The sequence below is a fragment of the Streptomyces sp. NPDC021020 genome (genome assembly GCF_044333285.1).
Taxonomy (GTDB): domain Bacteria; phylum Actinomycetota; class Actinomycetes; order Streptomycetales; family Streptomycetaceae; genus Actinacidiphila.
The window spans coordinates 933,778-951,530 of sequence record NZ_JBIRQQ010000001.1; the positions used below are offsets into that span (position 1 = coordinate 933,778).

The following is a 17,753-nucleotide window of genomic DNA, read 5'->3' on the forward strand; positions in this document are numbered from 1 at the left end:
AATAGCGCGGCCCCACCCCGTGCGGGCGGGCTTCGCGGGGGGGGGGCCCCCCCCGCCCCCCCACCCCCCCCCCCCCCCGGCGGGGGGGGCCCCCCCCCGGGGCCCCCCCCCCCCCCCGGCCGGTTTTCCGTCTCAGGGGCCGGGCCGACGACCGGCCCGGGGACGCGAGCCGGTTAGGCTCGTCCCGGAAAACGAGAAGACATCTCAGAAGGAGACAACGTGCCGTCCATCGACGTCGTCGTAGCCCGGGAAATCCTCGACTCGCGAGGCAACCCCACCGTCGAGGTCGAGGTCGGCCTCGACGACGGCAGCACAGGCCGGGCCGCAGTGCCGTCCGGCGCCTCCACCGGCGCCTTCGAGGCCCTCGAACTCCGCGACGGCGACAAGAACCGCTACCAGGGCAAGGGCGTCGAGAAGGCCGTCCTCGCCGTGATCGAGCAGATCGGCCCGGAGCTCGTCGGCTACGACGCCACCGAGCAGCGGCTGATCGACCAGGCGATGTTCGACCTGGACGCCACCCCCGACAAGTCCTCGCTCGGCGCCAACGCCATCCTCGGCGTGTCGCTGGCCGTCGCGCACGCCGCCTCCGAGGCCTCCGACCTGCCGCTCTTCCGCTATCTGGGCGGTCCGAACGCGCACGTCCTGCCCGTCCCGATGATGAACATCCTCAACGGCGGCTCGCACGCGGACTCCAACGTCGACATCCAGGAGTTCATGATCGCGCCGATCGGCGCGGAGTCCTTCTCCGAGGCGCTGCGCTGGGGCGCCGAGGTCTACCACACCCTCAAGGGCGTGCTCAAGACCCGCGGCCTGTCCACGGGTCTGGGCGACGAGGGCGGTTTCGCGCCGAACCTCGGCTCCAACCGCGAGGCGCTCGACCTGATCATCGAGGCGATCAAGCAGGCCGGCTACACCCCCGGCCAGGACATCGCGCTCGCGCTGGACGTCGCCGCGTCCGAGTTCTACAAGGACGGCTCCTACGCGTTCGAGGGCAAGTCGCGTTCGGCCGCCGAGATGACCGACTACTACGGGGAGCTCGTCGACGCCTACCCGCTGGTCTCCATCGAGGACCCGCTGTTCGAGGACGACTGGGACGGCTGGAAGACCATCACCGACAAGCTCGGCGCCAAGGTGCAGCTGGTGGGCGACGACCTGTTCGTCACCAACCCGGAGCGCCTGCAGAAGGGCATCGACAGCGGCACCGCCAACGCGCTGCTGGTGAAGGTCAACCAGATCGGCTCGCTCACCGAGACGATGGACGCCGTCGAGCTGGCCCAGCGCAGCGGCTACAAGTGCATGATGTCGCACCGCTCCGGCGAGACCGAGGACGTCACCATCGCCGACCTGGCCGTCGCCACCAACTGCGGCCAGATCAAGACCGGCGCCCCGGCCCGCTCCGAGCGCGTCGCCAAGTACAACCAGCTGCTGCGCATCGAGGAGATCCTGGACGACGCCGCGGTCTACGCCGGCCGCAGCGCCTTCCCGCGCTTCAAGGGCTGACCCGCGCCGCACGCGCCGCGTCCCCGTCCGGTGCCCTTCCACCGGCGGGGACGTACACGCGTACGGGCGCCGGGACAGTATGTTCCTCCCAGGGGCGGTACCGTCCCGTGCGAGGGACGTGCGAGGCTCGCGGGTCCGAGGGACGTACGAGGGGAGCGACGGCGTGGCGTCGGACCGGTTCTCCACCGCTGCCCGGCTCAAGGCCATCGGGCAGGAGGCGCACGCGCGCGTCTACCGTGCCGCGGCGGCCCGCAGACCCGCCCGGCCGGGCCGGCTGACCGGGCGCGCCGCGCTGCTCGCGCTCGTGCTGTGCGCCCTGGTGATTGCCCTCGCGTACCCGACCCGGCAGTACATCGCGCAGCGCTCCGACATCGCCGACCAGCGCCGCGAGGCGCAGCAGGCGAAGAAGAAGGTCGAGCAGCTGCGCGAGGAGAAGGCGCGCTGGCAGGACCCGGAGTACGTCCGCACGCAGGCCCGCAAGCAGCTGCACTACGTGATGCCCGGCGAGGACGGCTACTCGGTGGCCGCCCCCACGCCCTCCGCCGGCGCGGCGGGCGGGCGCAACCGCAGCGCGGGCACCCCGGGCGACGCGGGCGGGCAGGCGGCGGCAGCCGCCCACCGGCCGTGGTACGCGAACCTCTGGGACGGCGTGGACCATGCCGACGCCGCGGCGGACCCCGGCCGCTGAGGCCTGCCCGGGAAGGCCGTGCGGCCCGCCCCGCCGGCAGCCCCGGTCAGCCCGGCGCCCCCGGCCCCGCGCGGCGCGCACGTCCGCCGGCCCCACGGTCCCCCTCGGCTCCCCACGGCTCCGACACGAGAAACGGCACATGAACTCCTCACAGCACCCTCCCGCCACCCCCGCGGACGCGGCCGCCGTCCAGGCGCAGCTCGGCCGCCCGCCGCGCGGCCTGCGCGCGGTCGCGCACCGCTGCCCGTGCGGCAACCCCGACGTGGTCGAGACCCAGCCGCGGCTGGAGGACGGCACGCCCTTCCCGACGCTGTACTACCTGACCTGCCCGCGGGCCGCCTCGGCGATCGGCACGCTGGAGGCGGACGGCGTGATGAAGACCATGACCGCGCGCCTGGCCGAGGACCCGGAGCTGGCCGCGGCCTACCGCGCCGCGCACGAGGACTACATCGCCCGCCGCGACGCGATCGAGGTGCTGGAGGGCTTCCCCAGCGCGGGCGGCATGCCGGACCGCGTCAAGTGCCTGCACGTGCTCGTGGGCCACTCGCTGGCCGCGGGCCCCGGCGTCAACCCGCTCGGCGACGAGGCGCTCGCGATGCTCCCCGAGTGGTGGGCCAAGGGCCCGTGCGTGCCGCTGGGCCAGGAAGGCCACGACGACCGGCAGGAGACGTCCTCATGACCGCCCCCACGACGACCCGGGTCGCCGCCGTCGACTGCGGCACCAACTCGATCCGGCTGCTGGTCGCGGACGTCGACCCGGCCGCCGGCACGCTGCGCGACCTGGACCGGCAGATGCGCATCGTCCGGCTCGGCCAGGGCGTCGACCGCACCGGCCGGCTCGCGCCCGAGGCGCTGGAGCGCACCTTCGCGGCCTGCCGCGAATACGCCGCCGTCATCCGCGAGCACGGGGTGCCCGCCGAGCGGATCCGCTTCGTGGCCACCTCCGCCTCGCGCGACGCGGAGAACCGCGACGACTTCGTGCGCGGCGTGCGCGAGCTGCTGGGCGTCGAGCCCGAGGTCGTCACCGGCGACCAGGAGGCGGCGCTGTCCTTCACCGGCGCCACCCGCGAACTGACCGGCGGGCACGAACTGCTGACGCCGTATCTGGTCGTCGACATCGGCGGCGGCTCGACCGAGTTCGTGCTCGGCGCGGACCATGTGGAGGCGGCCCGCTCGGTGGACATGGGCTGTGTGCGGATGACGGAGCGTCACGTCGTGCGTGACGGGCGGCCGGTGGACCCGCCGTCCGCGGAGATCGTCGCGGCGATGACCGCCGACATCGACGCGGGCCTGGACGAGGCGTCCCGCACGGTGCCGCTGGAGCGCGCCCGCACGCTGGTCGGTCTGGCCGGGTCGGTCACCACGGTCGCGGCGCTCGCGCTCGGCCTCCCGGAGTACGACTCGGCGGCGATCCACCACTCCCGGATCACGCTCGCGCAGGTCAGGGCGGTCGCCGAGCGGCTGCTCGCGTCCACCCACGCCGAGCGCGCGGCCCTCGCCGTCATCCACGAGGGGCGGGTCGACGTGATCGCCGCGGGGGCCTTGGTGCTGCTGCGGATCATGGAGCGGACGGGCGCCGCGGAGGTCGTGGTGAGCGAGCACGACATCCTCGACGGCATCGCTTTCGAAGCTGCCGGACAGGACGCCGGAAAACCTTTGTGAAACTCTTCACATGAAGTTCCCGCCCCACGGCCCGATTTTCCAAGGCGTGGACGCCCACAGCCCCGGGAATCGTTGGTAGCGGCGTGTTTCAGCGGTGTGACAACCGCCGGGTCGCGGGGTGAACGCCGCGCGATCGGTGCTGATCAGCGCCAGGGGTGCGGCGGCGCGGGCCGGGGGACGGGCCTGCGGGCGCGTCACACCTGGTCGCGAAACCGCGCAGGGTAGCACAGGGTGTCCAGGTCCTTGTGAAGGGGCTCACGAGGTAGCCCCCGCCGGGTGCTGGATACTCGATGCATGAGCACCACGGAGCGTCCACGGATCCTCGTAGTAGGCGGCGGTTATGTCGGCCTGTACGCGGCGCGCCGCATCCTGAAGAAGATGCGGTACGGCGAGGCGACCGTCACGGTCGTCGACCCGCGCTCGTACATGACGTACCAGCCCTTCCTCCCCGAGACGGCAGCAGGCAGCATCTCCCCGCGTCACGTCGTCGTCCCGCTGCGGCGCGTGCTGCCCGGGGCCGAGGTGCTGACCGGGCGGGTCGTCGACATCGACCAGGACCGCAAGGTCGCCTCGGTCGAGCCGCTCGTCGGCGAGTCCTACGAGCTGCCCTTCGACTACCTGGTGATGGCGCTCGGCGCGGTCTCCCGGACCTTCCCGATCCCGGGCCTGGCCGAGAACGGCATCGGCATGAAGGGTGTCGAGGAGGCGATCGGGCTGCGCAACCACGTGCTGGAGCAGCTCGACAAGGCCGACTCCACCACGGACGAGGAGATCCGCCGCAAGGCGCTCACCTTCGTCTTCGTCGGCGGCGGCTTCGCGGGTGCGGAGACCATCGGCGAGGTCGAGGACATGGCGCGCGACGCCGCCAAGTACTACCCGAACGTCAAGCGCGAGGACATGCGCTTCATCCTCGTCGACGCCGCGGACAAGATCCTCCCCGAGGTCGGCCCGCAGCTCGGCAAGTGGGGCCTGGAGCACCTCCAGGAGCGCGGTATCGAGGTCTACCTCAGCACGTCGATGAAGTCCTGCGTCGACAAGCACGTGGTGCTCGCCAACGGCCTGGAGGTCGACGCCTCCACCGTCGTGTGGACGGCCGGCGTGAAGCCGAACCCGGCGCTGGCGAAGTTCGGCCTGCCGCTCGGCCCGCGCGGCCACGTGGACACCGCCCCGACGCTCCAGGTGCGCGGCACCGACTACATCTGGGCCGCGGGCGACAACGCCCAGATCCCCGACCTCGCCGCGGGCGAGGGCGCCTGGTGCCCGCCCAACGCGCAGCACGCGCTGCGCCAGGCCAAGGTGCTCGGCGACAACGTGGTGTCCGGCATGCGCGGCTTCCCGCAGCAGGACTACAAGCACGCCAACAAGGGTGCGGTCGCGGGTCTCGGGCTGCACAAGGGCGTCGCGATGATCGTCTTCGGCAAGGCGAAGATCAAGGTCAAGGGCCGCCTCGCCTGGTACATGCACCGCGGCTACCACGGCATGGCCGTGCCGACCTGGAACCGCAAGATCCGGGTCTTCGCCGACTGGACCCTGGGGATGTTCCTCAAGCGCGAGGTCGTCTCCCTCGGCGCCATCGAGAACCCCCGCGAGGAGTTCTACGAGGCCGCCCGCCCGGCCCCGGCGCCCGCCGCCGTGCCCGAGCAGCCGAAGGCCGCCGCTGCCGCCCCCGAGAAGGCCGGCGCGGCCTGACAACCCCCTCGGCGGCTCCGGGAACGGACGCCGCCGAGCGCACAGCAGACGCCGTGAGGGCGCCCGCCATCCGTGGTGCGGGCGCCCTCACGGCGCTTCCGCGCGCCCTGCCCCGCCCGCCTCCCGGGACCGTTGACGGCCCTCCCTCTCGGGCAGCGACCGCCGTCCGGGTCAAGTGCGTGTATCCGCAACATAGATTTGCGGGAGAACGGCGATTTTTGGTCGCCGCGGTCGTACGCTCGGATGCATGGCTGACGCGGCTCCGAGAATCGTCGACATCGCCGAACACGCCCTCTCCCGGCCGTTCCCGCTGCGCGTGCGTGCCTGGGACGGCAGCGAGGCCGGGCCGCCCGGCACCCCCGCCCTCGTCTTCCGCCACCGCCGCGCGTTGCGCCGCATCCTGTGGCGGCCCGGTGAACTCGGTCTGGCCCGCGCCTGGGTGGCCGGTGAGCTGACCGTCGACGGCGATCTGCACGACGCGCTCGACCGCCTCTCCGGCCTGCTCTGGGAGCGCCCGGAACCGGACCCGCAGGCCCCGGCGGGAGCCGCTGTCCGCCAGGTGCTGGACGCGCTGCGCGACCCGGCGACCTACCGGCTGGCCCGCGGCGTCCTGGCGCTCACCGGGCCGGGCCTGCCGCCGGCGCCGCCGCCCGAGGAGGTGCGCCCGCGCTCGGGCCCGGCGCACACCAAGCGCCGCGACCGCGCGGCCATTTCGCACCACTACGACGTCGGCAACGACTTCTACGCCCTGGTCCTGGGCCCGAGCATGGTCTACTCGTGCGCGGTGTGGCCGGACGAGGACACCACCTTGGAGCAGGCGCAGTCCGCCAAGCTCGACCTGGTGTGCCGCAAGCTGGGCCTGCGCGAGGGGCAGCGGCTGCTGGACGTCGGCTGCGGCTGGGGCTCGATGGTGATGCACGCCGCCGCGCACTACGGCGTACGGGCCACGGGCATCACACTCTCCGTGGAGCAGGCGGAGTTCGCCCGCAAGCGCGTCGCCGAGGCAGGACTCGACGACCTGGTCGAGATCCGGGTGCAGGACTACCGCGAGGTCACCGACAGCCCCTTCGACGCGATCTCCTCCATCGGCATGGCCGAGCACGTCGGCAGCCGCCGCTACCTGGAGTACGCGCGCATCCTGCACGGGCTGCTGCGGCCGGGCGGCCGGCTGCTCAACCACCAGATCGCCCGTCGCCCGCTGCGCGACGAGGAGGCTTACCACGTCGACGAGTTCATCGACCGCTACGTCTTCCCGGACGGCGAGCTGGCACCCGTCGGTGCGACCGTCTCCCGGCTGGAGGAGGCCGGCTTCGAGGTGCGCGACGTGGAGGCGCTGCGCGAGCACTACGGGCGCACGCTGCGGGCCTGGGTGGCGAATCTGGAGGCGAACTGGCGGCAGGCGGTGCGCCTGGTCAGGCCGGGGCGGGCCAGGGTGTGGCAGCTGTACATGGCCGCGTCGGCGGTGGCCTTCGAGCGCAACAGGATCGGCGTCAACCAGGTGCTCGCGGTTCGCACCGCGGAGGACGGCGACGCCGAAATGCCGCGCACCCGCTCGAATTGGCTCTCCTGAGGCGACGCATGGCGGGCCAAGGGCGATTTCGCGTCACTTGCGCGGGGCAACCATGGCCCTGCAAGTGCTGCGCTGTCCTGGCGATGTGTCGCGCCGAAGCCAATGAAGCACCGTCAGTAGCCCCTAAAATCAGACAACATGACTAGTTAAGCGCCCTGTTGGGATCCGCCGACCCCGATACGCTTTTCTCTGCGCCCCGCCGGCCCGGATGGTGGAACGCAGACACGGCGAGCTTAAACCTCGCTGCCCCGGGTGGGGCGTGCCGGTTCAAGTCCGGCTCCGGGCACCAGGCACCAACATGCTCTGAACTGCTCGAACAGCTGAACACCGGCAATTCCGCCGCCTCCCCGGCAATGCTGAGGGAGGCGGCTCGCTGTCCGTCGGCCTGTGCCGAAATCCCGGGGTGATCCCTGGTGGCCGGTGCGGTGGGCGGGCCGACGTCAAAAGCGGAACGCGTTCTTCCGGTGGAGAACGAACCGGAACGCTGCGGCGAGGCCGCGCGGGACCCGGCCGATTCCCATGATCGTGTGCGCTGTCTGCGCCGGATCCGGGCGAAGAACGCCCGCCCTGCGGGCGCCGGATCGATCAACGGCCGATCCCTGTACGCAGATCGCACCGGAGTGACGTAACACACTACGCGCCGACGGGGCTTCGGGCAGGAGTACGTCACTCACGCTTCAGCTGCTGTTCAGTGTATCATGCCTCATCTGTCACCCCAGGCGCCTGCGGATGACGAAAGGCCCGGGACCCGGATCCGGGCAGTGCTAATGGCGGGGTCGAAGGATTGGAAGAGCAAGGCGTGTCGAAGCCACGTATCAGCGTGATTGTGCCGATTTACCAAGTGCAGCCTTTCCTGCGGGAGTGCCTCGACTCGATCCTCGGGCAGTCCTTCCGTGACATCGAGGTAATCGCCGTCAACGACCGCTCGCCCGATCGCTGCGGTGAGATCATCGACGAATACGCCAAGGCCGACGAGCGGGTCCGGGCGCTGCACCTGCCCCAGAACGTGGGCCTGGGCCTGGCGCGGAACGCGGGAATGGAGATAGCGCGTGGCGACTACCTCTTCTTCCTCGACAGCGACGACACGATCACACCCGGCTCGCTGCAACTCATAGCCGACCGGCTGGAGCAGACCACCGATCCTGACGTGCTGATCTTCGACTACGCGCGCACGTTCTGGTGGAACGGAGTGACCCGCAACAGCCTGGCCGCGGTCTTCCGGACCGAGGGTCCCGAGGTCTTCACCGCGAAGCAGCGGCCGGAGTTCCTCACCCTGCTCATGGTGGTCTGGAACAAGGTCTACCGGCGCGAGTTCGTCGAGCAGCGCGGATTCCAGTTCCCGCCGGGGTACTACGAGGACACTCCCTGGACCTTCCCGGTCCTGATGTCCGCCGACCGGATCGCGGCCCTGGACGAGGTCGTCGTCCACTACCGGCAGCGCCGCCAGGGCAACATCCTCCGCACCGTCAGCCGCAAGCACTTCGACATCTTCGACCAGTACGAGCGGGTCTTCGCCTTCATCGACAGCGACCCGGCCCTCGAGGAGTGGCGGGCCCAGCTCTTCACCAAGATGATCGACCATTTCATCGCCATCCTGGCGAAGAACAACCGGGTGCCCAACGAATTGCGGTCGGAGTTCTTCGGGCTGGCGCACCGGCACTACCGGCGCTATGTGCCGGCTGATTACGTGCGGCCCGACGGGGAGACCGGCCTGCGGCATTCGCTGATCGCGCGCGGTGCCTACCCCGTCTACCAGACGCTCAAGGTCGCCAACCAGGGCCGGCGCAAGCTCCGCAAGACCGTCAAGGCCACCCGGAAGAAGATGGCCGGCAAGCGGGTGACCCGTCATTACGAGGCCGCCCTCAAGCACCCCGTCGACGAGAATCTGGCCGTCTACGCCTCGTACTGGGGCCGGGGCTACGTGTGCAATCCCGCCGCGCTGCATGCCAAGGCCAAGGAGATCGCCCCCCATGTCAGGGGAGTGGTCGTCGCCACCAAGGACGAGGTGAAGAAGCTCCCGCCGGGAACGGATTACATAATTCCGGGTACCGACAAATACTGGGAGACCCTGGCACGGGCCAAGTACTTCTTCAACAACGTCAACTTCGAGGACCGTTTCGTCAAGCGGCCCGGCACCGTCCACGTGCAGACGCAGCACGGCACGCCGCTCAAGCGGATGGGCATCCACCTGCTGGCCCACCCGGTGGCCGCCAAGGGCACGAACTTCAGGAAGCTCCTGGAGCGCTCGGACCGCTGGGACTACTGCATCTCCTCCAACAGGTTCTCGGCGGACATCTGGGAGCAGGCATTCCCGTGCTCCTTCGCGGCACTGGAGACCGGCTACCCGCGCAACGACGTCCTTTTCACCGCGACCGCCGCCGATGTGCGCCGCATCAGGGAGAGGCTCGGTATTCCCCAGGACAAGATCGCCGTCCTCTACGCGCCGACGCACCGGGACTACACCGCGACCTTCGTCCCCCAGCTCGACGTGTCCCGCCTCGCCGCCGCTCTCGGTGACGATTTCGTGGTGCTCATGCGCGGCCACCACTTCTACGAGAAGACACCGGAACTGCGGGCCCTCCAGGAGTCGTCCCGCGTCATCGACGTGACCTCGCACACCTCCTCGGAGGAGCTGCAGCTCGCCGCGGACGTCCTGCTGGCCGACTACTCCTCGATCATGTTCGACTACGCCAACCTCGACCGGCCGATCGTGATCTACGCCAACGACTGGGACGCGTACACGATCTCCCGCGGTGTGTACTTCGATCTCGTGGCTGAGCCGCCCGGCCATGTCGCGCGCACCCAGGACGAGCTGCACGACATCTTCGTCAGCGGTGCGTGGCGCGACGAGCGGTCCGACAGCCTGCGGGACACCTTCCGCCGCAAGTTCTGCGACTACGACGACGGCCTGGCGTCCGAGCGCGTCATACGGCAGATCCTGCTGGGCGAGCCGGCCGGGAACGTGCCGTTCGTGCCGCTGGACGAGCGGACGCCGGCCCCGTCGCCGGAGGCCGCCCGGCTGGAACGCGTCAAGTAGCCTGTGGGCGGGCGGCCCGGACCGGAAGGAACGCCGGCGCGCGGCGACGGAGCGCGCCGGCACTCGGTCCGAGACGTTGACAGCCCTGGTTTGCGGTGCACACACTTCCGTCCTGCCACCCCCGGCGAGCCCGGCGGAACGAAGCGGCTGGCGCCGCTGTTCCGCCCGTCCTCTCGCCTCCCCTCCGGGGCAGGGCCGACGATAGGAACAGAGGATGAACGTGGCCATGCAAGCCAGTGCCGCGAAGGCGTCCAACGCCGAGATCAGGCGGGTCTGGCCGCGCGACGGCCAGATCCGCGTTCTCGGGACGCTCTTCGTGGACGGGGTGCCCGACGACGGCCCCGTGGACACGCCGTGGACGTTGCTCCTCACCTCCCGTGAGCGGCCCGAGCTTCCCGTCCGGTCCGGTTTCCAGCGGTTCACCGACCGGATCGTCCGCGCGGCGACCCGCACCTCGCCCCCCACCCCGCGCCGGCTGCGTTTCCCCGTCGCCGTCGACGGGGCGGACTTCGAGGCGGTCGTGGGTATGGACGACCTTGCCGTCTGGGACGCGCTGCCCAGCGAGATCTGGGACCTGCACGTGATCGCGTCCCGGGGGACCCGGAAACTGGTGCTCCGCGTGGGCGGGCACCACGACGACATGCCGGGCAAGAAGCAGATCGTGAAGTTTCCCGAGCAGTACAGGGCGGGGGTCGCGGTGATGCCGTACTACACCGACGCCGACGACCTTTCCATCCGCTGCGCCCGACGCGAGAACGCCGACCGGAGCGCCACATGAAGCTGACCTACCTGATCTACAACGCGTTCGGCGTCGGTGGCACCGTCCGTACCGTGTTCAACCAGGCCAACGCCATGGTCGAGCGCGGTCACGACGTCGAGATCGCGACCATGCTGCGCTACCACGACGAGCCGCCCTTCCCGCTGGACCCGCGGGTCCGGATGACCGCGCTCGTGGACAACCGCTCCGGCTCCTACGTGGACTGGGACGGCTACGACGGTCCCGAGGACACCTCGTGGCACGAGCTGTTCCCGGCCGGCATCTCCAAGAACTGGGACAGCCGCCGCCGCATCAGTGCGATGATCCGCTTCCTGCGCGGCCTGGAGAGCGAGATCGTGGTCGGCACCCGGCCCACGATCAACCTGGTCATGGCCGAGTTCACGGATCCGTCGCGGGTCCGGCTCGTCCAGGAGCACGCGGGACTGTCGACGCACAAGGGCGAGTGGCGCGAGGCCATCGACGCCGCCTACGTGAAGCTGGACGCGGTCGTCTGCCTCACCGAGGCGGACCGGGTCGCCTACGGCGAGGCGTTTCCCGACGTCCGCGTCGAGCGGATCCCGAACGCGCTGCACTCCCTGGACGTCCCGCGCACGGACTTCTCCCGCTCCCAGGTCGTCAGCGCCGGGCGGCTCGACGGCAACAAGGGCATCGACAAGCTGATCGACGCGTTCGGGAAGGTCGTGGACGCCCACCCGGACTGGACGCTGCGCGTCCACGGCGACGGTCCGGAACTCGACGCCCTCCGCAAGATCATCCGCGTCAAGCACCTCTACAACCATGTCTTCCTCATGGGACCGACGCGCAAACTCGACGAGGAACTCGCCAAGGGCTCCGTCTTCGCGATGAGCTCCAAGTCGGAGGGCTTCGGCATGGTGCTGCTGGAGGCCATGAACTGCGGTCTGCCCGTGGTCAGTTTCAACTGCCCGGTCGGCCCGCGGGAGCTCGTCTCCGACGGCGTGGACGGCCTGCTCGTCCCCGAACTCGACGTGGACGCGCTGGCGGCGGGCATCATCCGCCTCATCGAGGACGAGGAACTGCGCCGCACGCTCTCCAAGGCCGCTCTCCAGAAGGCCGCCGAGTACGGCCCCGAGGTCGTCACCGCGGCCTGGGAGGACCTCTACGGGGCGCTGACCGCCGCGAAGTGACGTCAGGACCCCAGGGTCCGCACCTCCGCGCGGGCGGGTGACCCCGCCCGCGGGACCGGGGGTGCGGACCCTCGCGCATTGCCGCGCCGTCGCATACCGCCGGGGCGGCGCGCGCTGCTGAACCCGCGCTGAACTGCTCCTGAGCATATGAAGCGGAGCTTCCCCTTACCCCCGCGACACGCGCGGCGCGATCACGCGTAACCCGCGCTTGTGAAAGTTCGCTGCGCCAGCAGCGAAAGGGGACATGACAGATGACCCAGCTCAATCGACGTGCGTTCCTGCGTGCCGTCGGCGCGACGGGCGGCGCCGGCGCGATGCTCGCCACCATGGGGGCGCTCGGCCTCACGCCCACCGCGCAGGCCGCGGCCGCCCGCGAGGCGGCCTACCGCGCGCCGCGCACCGGGGATTTCAGCCTCACCGGAAGATCCGCCGCCTCGGTCGTCGTGCTCGGGGGCGGCATAGCCGGCCTCACCACCGCCTACGAACTCGGCAAGGCCGGCTACCGCTGTACGGTCCTGGAGGCCCGCGACCGCCCCGGCGGCCGCAACTTCACCGTGCGCGGCGGCGACACCACCACCGACCTCTACGGCCACCGGCAGACCGCCCGCTTCTCCGACGGGCAGTACATGAACGCCGGACCCGCCCGCATCGCGCAGTGGATGATCACCCTCGACTACTGCCGCGAACTCGGCGTCCCGATCGAGGTCTTCACCAACGTCAACGCCGACACCTACCTCTACAACGAGTCGGCCGGCATGACCTCGCCCATGCGCTACCGCGCCGCCAAGGCGGACGTCTTCGGCTATGTCACGGAACTGCTCGCCAAGGCCTCCGACCAGGGCGCTCTCGACCAGGCGCTGACCGGTGACGACCGCGAGCGGCTGACGGAATTCCTCAAGGACTACGGAGACCTCGGAAACAACCTGCAATACACCGGCAGTTCCCGCCGCGGCTACACCGTCTGGCCGGGCGCCGCCGGCACCCCCGGCGTCGTCGCGGGCGATGTGCCGACCGCCTCGGAGATCTTCGCCACCGGAGTGGGGCGCTACTTCGCCTTCGAATTCGAATTCGACCAGGCCATGCTGATGTTCCAGCCGGTCGGGGGTATGGACCGCATACCGCACGCGCTGGCCGGGGCGATCGGCAACCAGAAGATCCGCACCGGCTGCGCCGTCACACAGGTGACGGACAAGGGCGACGGTGTCCGCGTGACGTACACCCAGGGCGGGCGGACCCGGGCCGTCGAGGCGGACTACTGCGTCGCCGCCATGCCGCCGAACATCCTCGCCAAGGTGCCGCACAACCTCGGCAGCGGGGTGCAGAGCGCCCTGGAGGCGATCACACCGTCCTCGGCGGGCAAGATCGGCCTGGAGTACCGCTCGCGCTGGTGGGAGACGGACCACCGGATCTACGGCGGCATCACCGAGACCGACCTCGACGTCACCCACATCTGGCACCCGTCCTACGGCTTCCACGGCGAGCGCGGTGTGATCATCGGCTACTACAACACCGGTGCCAACGCCGACTCCTACGCCCCCCTCACGCCCAAGGAGCGCGAGGCGCGCGCCGTGGCGGCGGGCGTGAAGATCTACGGCGAGAAATACCGCAGCGAGCTGGCCACGTCCTTCTCGCACCACTGGCGGCAGTTCCCCTACCAGGAGGCCGCCTGGCACAGCACCCCCGGCGGCCCCGACCACGTGCGCTACAAGCCGCTGACCGAGCCGACGGGCCGCGTGCACTTCGCGGGCGACTGGCTCAGCTACATGGACGCCTGGCAGCACGGGGCGTTCAGCTCGGCCCGCAGCGCCGTCACCGCGATCCACCAGCGCGTCCTGGCCTGACGGCCCGCCCGGCCGACGTGCCCCCGGTCCGGGGACCGTGACGGTCCCGCCCCGGCCGCACGAGTGCCGCCGGACGCCACCGCCCCGCGTCAGGAACGCGGGGCGGTGCGCAGCCGGCCCGCGGACGCCACCGTGGCGGCGGCCTCCCGCTCGCTCAGCCCGGTGGCCACGGCCGCCGTCACCAGGGCGGGTGCGAGGGTGTCGCCGACACCGGCGTCGTAGGCGCGGCAGGCGGCCCAGAAGAGCCGGCCGTTGCGCTCGCCCTCCTGCGAGTCGAGCACGAAGCGCACCAGCGCCGCGGCCCGCTTCTCGGCGGGATGCCGCGGCCCCGCCGCGTGCCGGGGCTGCCGCTCCGCGGGCGGCGCCGGCGGGGCGGCCAGCCGCAGCAGCGCCCGGGGGGCGGGGGCGAGCGCGGCACCGGCCGAGCCGGGGTCGAGCAGATAGCGGCCGGCCAGGGTGCGCGAACCCGGGCCGACGACGTACCCGCCCTCGCCGCGTATGTCGATACCGCGGGCCAGCCGCCCCGCCGAGTTGGGGACGGGCCCTGGTGCGGTGAACCACAGGTGGCGGCCGCCGGAGGGGGTGAGCACGGTGAGCGTCGCGGGCACCGTGAAGCCGTGCTCCACGGCGAGCGCGCGCAGCGCGGCGACACCGTCCGCACCGTGCTTGACGTCCAGGTCCACGCCGACGAGGTGGTGCGGGGCACGCCCGCACGCGACGCCGTAGCCGGTCGCCCAAGGCGCCACGGCGAAGAGCGCCCGTATCCGGGCCGGGTCGGTGCCGGCGTCGTGCACCCCGTGGCCCGGCCGGCCGCAGGCGCCCCGGCACAGCGCCGCCGTGCGCGGCTCGTCGCGATGCGGGGAGCGGACGGCGGGCAGCTTGCTGCGCGAGAGCGGGAAGACGGGCAGGCCGCGGGCGGCGGCGAGCAGGGCCGCGTGCAGGGCGCGGGTGTGGTCGGGGCGTGCCATGGCCTGCTCCCTGGATTTCGAACGTGTGTTCGTCTGCACTCTTCAGTGATACCGCGCCGGGGCCCGGCCGTCCACCGGGTATACCCATCGGAAGGGCGCGCGGCCCGTGCGGCAGGTGTGTTCGAGTCGCCGATCTGCGGGAAGGCTGGTTTTTTGCCAAGCCATTACTCTTGACGCAGAGCCGCGGACGCGGCGTTGGAGGAGTGAGATGAGGAGCAGCAACCCGGTCTTCTCCCGGCGGGGCTTCACCCGCGGGAACGACTACGCGGGCTTCGAGTCTGCCGGTGCCCGCGGCGGCAGCGCGTACGGCGGCGGCAACCCCTACGGCGGCGCACCGGGCGGTCCGTACGGCGGCGGGCAGGGCGGTCCGTACGCCGGGCCGCCGCGCAACCCGTACGACCAGCCGGGGCCGGCGAGCCCGGAGCGGCTGGAGGAGATGTACGCGGCGCCCGCCGCGGGCCCGGCGCAGACCGGGCGGATGACGATCGACGACGTCGTGACGCGTACCGCTGCCACCCTCGGCACGGTCGCGGCCGGGGCCGTGCTGGGATGGGTCGCGCTGCCGGACCGGGTCGGCGTGGCGGTGGGCGCGGCGCTGATCGCGTTCGTGCTGGCCATGGTGCAGGCGTTCAAACGCCGGCCCGTACCCGCGCTGATCCTCGGTTATGCCGCCTTCGAGGGCGTCTTCCTCGGCGTGCTGAGCCGGGAGTACAACCAGGCCTGGCAGGGCGCGCCGGTGCAGGCGGTGCTGGGCACGATGGCCGTCTTCGCGGGCATGCTCGTCGCGTACCGGGCGCGGATCGTCCGCGTCACCGCGCGCTACCAGCGGATCGGCATGGCCGTCGCGATCGGCTTCGTGCTCGCGATGGTGGTGAATCTGCTCTTCGCCGCCTTCGGCGGCTCCGACACGCTGGGGCTGCGCACCGGCCCGCTCGGCATCGTCTTCTGCCTGCTGGGCGTGGCGCTGGGCGCGTTCTTCCTGTCGCTGGACTTCAGGCAGATCGAGGACGGCGTCCGGGGCGGCGCCCCGCGCGAGGAGTCCTGGCTCGCGGCCTTCGGCCTGACGCTGTCGCTGGTGTGGATCTATCTGGAGCTGCTGCGGCTGATCGCGATCCTGCGCGACTGAGGCTCCTGAGCGCCCCTCTGCGCTTTTGAGGGGACATCGCGCATGCGGCGGGCTGCCGGGAAGTACCCTTCCCGGCAGCCCGCAGGCGTGTGGGGAACGGCAGCGGTGACCCGGGTCAGCGCAGGTTGCGGGCGGCCCGTCGCAGGTCGTACTCGTGGACGAGGGCCTTGGCGTGGCCGTAGGAGAGGTCGTGCTCGCCGCGCAGCCAGCTCACCTTCTCCTCGAAGCGGAAGAGCGCGGGTCCTTCGTCGAGGGCGGACAGCCACTCGCTGACCTCGCGGCCGGTGCAGTGCGGGATACGGTCGATCAGATTCCGGTGGGTTTCCTCGGAGAAGTGCGTTTGGGACATCGGCGCCTCCGGTATGTGGTCCGGTCACCCCACCGTGCCCGAGTGGTGGTGCGTTGGCAACCATCGCGCGGCGAACCGCCGGGCACGGACATGGGTGCGAGGCCGTCTTCCATACCCCGGTAATGTCGGGTCATGCCCGAGCAGACACGACCGGACGAGCTGGGTGCCGCGGTGGAACGCCTCGCGGGGCGGCTGCGCTCGCTGTCGCAGCGGCGGCTCCAGGCGGGCGCCGCTGCGGCCGGACTGGACCTGGCGCGCTGGCTGGACCGCGAGGCCCAGCTGCTGGAATTCCCCGGGCGCGAGCCGTACGTGATGCCGGACGAGGGCGTCTTCGTGGTCGGTGACCAGCTCTCCCTCGCCGGGCGGGAGTTGCTCGCGGTGGCGGCGCCGCCCGGGCACAGCCCGCTGCTGGCGAAGGCGCGCGAGAAGGTCGCGCAGGCGGCACGGGCGGTCGGCTGACCGCCGGGTGAGGGTGCGTGCGGCGGCGCGCGTCGGGCCCGTCCGTCGCGTGGGCCAGGCGGGGTCAGAGCGAGGCGACGACGCGGTCGGCGAGCACGTAGACGCTCTCCTCGCCGAAGGCGAAGGTCAGTGCGTAGGCCCCGGCTATTGCCGAGCCGCCGCGTAGTACGGGGACGTCCCCGCGGTCCAGCGCTTCCGACAGCCGCAGCGCGGTCTCCCGGTGGCCCGGCGTCATGCACAGCGTGGTGCCGTCCGCGAAGACGTACACGTCCAGCGTGCCCAGCGGGCCGGGGCGGACGTCGGAGAGCGGGATGCGGCCGTCCGCCAGGTCGGCGAGCCGGTCGGCGGTCTGGTCCGGCGAGGCGACGACCGGCGAGGGCGCGAAGTCCGGACCCGACGGGTGCGGAATCGTGCCGGGCGCGGGGAAGACGGCGTCGGGCGCGTCACCGGGGCCCGCGCCCTCGGACTCCCTGCTTCCCTCCAGGAAGCCTTCCGCGGCCGCGTCGAGGCCCGCGAAGTCGGCCTGCCGCGGCAGGTAGGGCAGCACCGGCGGCACCTCGTAGTCGCAGCCGGGCAGCGGCCCGTCGGCGGCGCTGCCGTACATCCCGCGGAAGAGCGGTGCCTCGCCCGCGCTCTCGCGGGCCTCCTGCTCGGCCCAGAAAGCGCGGGCCTCGGCCAGTTCGCGCTCGCGCTCGTCGGCGAGGGCGCCCGCGACGGCCGCCCTGATGCCGTCGGCGTCGCGCTGCCCGGGCACGCCGAGCCCGGCCAGGTCCTGGCGCAGGGCGGCCAGCTCGCGCCGCATCCCGCGGGCGGAGACCAGAGCGGCGGAACCCGCCGCCACGGCGAGACCCGCGGCGACCAGCAGGACGGTGAAGTTGGCACTCACTGACGTTCTCCCGACTGACGCGACCCGAGCAATTGCCCACTTGTCCGGTGGACGA

At 71.7% G+C, this 17,753-nt stretch carries 15 protein-coding genes and 1 tRNA gene; 13 read left to right on the plus strand and 3 right to left on the minus strand.

The features are described from left to right. Positions 1-219: 219 nt before the first annotated feature. The 11 genes from eno to ACH4SL_RS04145 all read left to right on the plus strand — a co-directional run bounded on the left by eno (position 220) and on the right by ACH4SL_RS04145 (position 13,910). Positions 220-1,500 carry a phosphopyruvate hydratase gene (eno, locus tag ACH4SL_RS04095; protein WP_398441805.1) on the plus strand — a complete coding sequence of 427 codons (1,281 nt, stop codon included), beginning with the start codon at positions 220-222 and terminating at the stop codon, positions 1,498-1,500. A 163-nt stretch (positions 1,501-1,663) separates the two neighbouring features. Then, entirely contained in the window at positions 1,664-2,188 is a 525-nt protein-coding gene (locus ACH4SL_RS04100; protein ID WP_398441806.1) for a septum formation initiator family protein, read from the plus strand. A 139-nt stretch (positions 2,189-2,327) separates the two neighbouring features. Then, positions 2,328-2,867 carry a DUF501 domain-containing protein gene (locus ACH4SL_RS04105; RefSeq protein ID WP_398441807.1) on the plus strand — a complete coding sequence of 180 codons (540 nt, stop codon included), beginning with the start codon at positions 2,328-2,330 and terminating at the stop codon, positions 2,865-2,867. Then, entirely contained in the window at positions 2,864-3,850 is a 987-nt protein-coding gene (locus ACH4SL_RS04110) for an exopolyphosphatase (RefSeq protein WP_398441808.1), read from the plus strand. Before ACH4SL_RS04105 ends, ACH4SL_RS04110 begins: the two co-directional genes overlap by 4 nt. A 294-nt stretch (positions 3,851-4,144) precedes the next feature. Then, positions 4,145-5,539: an NAD(P)/FAD-dependent oxidoreductase gene (locus ACH4SL_RS04115; RefSeq protein WP_398441809.1), complete on the plus strand. Its 1,395-nt coding sequence runs from the start codon at positions 4,145-4,147 to the stop codon at positions 5,537-5,539. A 247-nt stretch (positions 5,540-5,786) separates the two neighbouring features. Next, on the plus strand, positions 5,787-7,109 hold the full coding sequence (locus tag ACH4SL_RS04120) for a class I SAM-dependent methyltransferase (RefSeq protein ID WP_398441810.1): 1,323 nt from the start codon (positions 5,787-5,789) through the stop codon (positions 7,107-7,109). A gap of 202 nt (positions 7,110-7,311) precedes the next feature. Next, a tRNA-Leu gene (locus tag ACH4SL_RS04125) sits at positions 7,312-7,398 on the plus strand. Positions 7,399-7,908: 510 nt separating this feature from the next. Beyond that, complete coding sequence (locus ACH4SL_RS04130) at positions 7,909-10,146, plus strand: CDP-glycerol glycerophosphotransferase family protein (RefSeq protein ID WP_398441811.1); 2,238 nt, start codon at positions 7,909-7,911, stop codon at positions 10,144-10,146. A gap of 226 nt (positions 10,147-10,372) precedes the next feature. Continuing rightward, complete coding sequence (locus ACH4SL_RS04135; protein ID WP_398441812.1) at positions 10,373-10,924, plus strand: hypothetical protein; 552 nt, start codon at positions 10,373-10,375, stop codon at positions 10,922-10,924. After that, on the plus strand, positions 10,921-12,069 hold the full coding sequence (locus tag ACH4SL_RS04140; RefSeq protein ID WP_398441813.1) for a glycosyltransferase family 4 protein: 1,149 nt from the start codon (positions 10,921-10,923) through the stop codon (positions 12,067-12,069). Before ACH4SL_RS04135 ends, ACH4SL_RS04140 begins: the two co-directional genes overlap by 4 nt. Before the next feature lie 314 nt (positions 12,070-12,383). Next, positions 12,384-13,910: a flavin monoamine oxidase family protein gene (locus ACH4SL_RS04145; protein ID WP_398441904.1), complete on the plus strand. Its 1,527-nt coding sequence runs from the start codon at positions 12,384-12,386 to the stop codon at positions 13,908-13,910. Between the two features lie 89 nt (positions 13,911-13,999). On the opposite strand, the gene ACH4SL_RS04150 is transcribed toward ACH4SL_RS04145, so the two are convergent. Beyond that, entirely contained in the window at positions 14,000-14,878 is an 879-nt protein-coding gene (locus tag ACH4SL_RS04150) for a bifunctional DNA primase/polymerase (protein ID WP_398441814.1), read from the minus strand. Positions 14,879-15,086: 208 nt separating this feature from the next. Here ACH4SL_RS04150 and ACH4SL_RS04155 point away from each other — a divergent pair, with 208 nt between their 5' ends. Then, positions 15,087-16,004, plus strand: coding sequence for a Bax inhibitor-1/YccA family protein (locus tag ACH4SL_RS04155; RefSeq protein WP_398441815.1), 918 nt, complete (start codon positions 15,087-15,089; stop codon positions 16,002-16,004). A gap of 115 nt (positions 16,005-16,119) precedes the next feature. Here the strand turns inward: ACH4SL_RS04155 and ACH4SL_RS04160 are convergent, their stop codons facing one another. After that, entirely contained in the window at positions 16,120-16,353 is a 234-nt protein-coding gene (locus ACH4SL_RS04160) for a DUF4287 domain-containing protein (RefSeq protein WP_398441816.1), read from the minus strand. Positions 16,354-16,485: 132 nt separating this feature from the next. Between ACH4SL_RS04160 and ACH4SL_RS04165 the strand changes: the two genes are divergently transcribed. Next, positions 16,486-16,812: a hypothetical protein gene (locus tag ACH4SL_RS04165; RefSeq protein ID WP_398441817.1), complete on the plus strand. Its 327-nt coding sequence runs from the start codon at positions 16,486-16,488 to the stop codon at positions 16,810-16,812. A 64-nt stretch (positions 16,813-16,876) separates the two neighbouring features. On the opposite strand, the gene ACH4SL_RS04170 is transcribed toward ACH4SL_RS04165, so the two are convergent. After that, entirely contained in the window at positions 16,877-17,698 is an 822-nt protein-coding gene (locus tag ACH4SL_RS04170) for a hypothetical protein (RefSeq protein ID WP_398441818.1), read from the minus strand. Positions 17,699-17,753: the final 55 nt, after the last annotated feature.

What these genes read in the sequence shown, in the direction of transcription:
- ACH4SL_RS04105 (WP_398441807.1), top strand. Translation starts at nt 2,328, where the DNA reads ATGAACTCCTCACAGCACCCTCCCGCCACCCCCGCGGACGCGGCCGCC.
- ACH4SL_RS04110 (WP_398441808.1), top strand. Translation starts at nt 2,864, where the DNA reads ATGACCGCCCCCACGACGACCCGGGTCGCCGCCGTCGACTGCGGCACC.
- ACH4SL_RS04115 (WP_398441809.1), top strand. Translation starts at nt 4,145, where the DNA reads ATGAGCACCACGGAGCGTCCACGGATCCTCGTAGTAGGCGGCGGTTAT.
- ACH4SL_RS04120 (WP_398441810.1), top strand. Translation starts at nt 5,787, where the DNA reads ATGGCTGACGCGGCTCCGAGAATCGTCGACATCGCCGAACACGCCCTC.
- ACH4SL_RS04135 (WP_398441812.1), top strand. Translation starts at nt 10,373, where the DNA reads ATGCAAGCCAGTGCCGCGAAGGCGTCCAACGCCGAGATCAGGCGGGTC.
- ACH4SL_RS04140 (WP_398441813.1), top strand. Translation starts at nt 10,921, where the DNA reads ATGAAGCTGACCTACCTGATCTACAACGCGTTCGGCGTCGGTGGCACC.
- ACH4SL_RS04145 (WP_398441904.1), top strand. Translation starts at nt 12,384, where the DNA reads ATGCTCGCCACCATGGGGGCGCTCGGCCTCACGCCCACCGCGCAGGCC.
- ACH4SL_RS04150 (WP_398441814.1), bottom strand. Translation starts at nt 14,878, where the DNA reads ATGGCACGCCCCGACCACACCCGCGCCCTGCACGCGGCCCTGCTCGCC.
- ACH4SL_RS04155 (WP_398441815.1), top strand. Translation starts at nt 15,087, where the DNA reads ATGAGGAGCAGCAACCCGGTCTTCTCCCGGCGGGGCTTCACCCGCGGG.
- ACH4SL_RS04160 (WP_398441816.1), bottom strand. Translation starts at nt 16,353, where the DNA reads ATGTCCCAAACGCACTTCTCCGAGGAAACCCACCGGAATCTGATCGAC.
- ACH4SL_RS04165 (WP_398441817.1), top strand. Translation starts at nt 16,486, where the DNA reads ATGCCCGAGCAGACACGACCGGACGAGCTGGGTGCCGCGGTGGAACGC.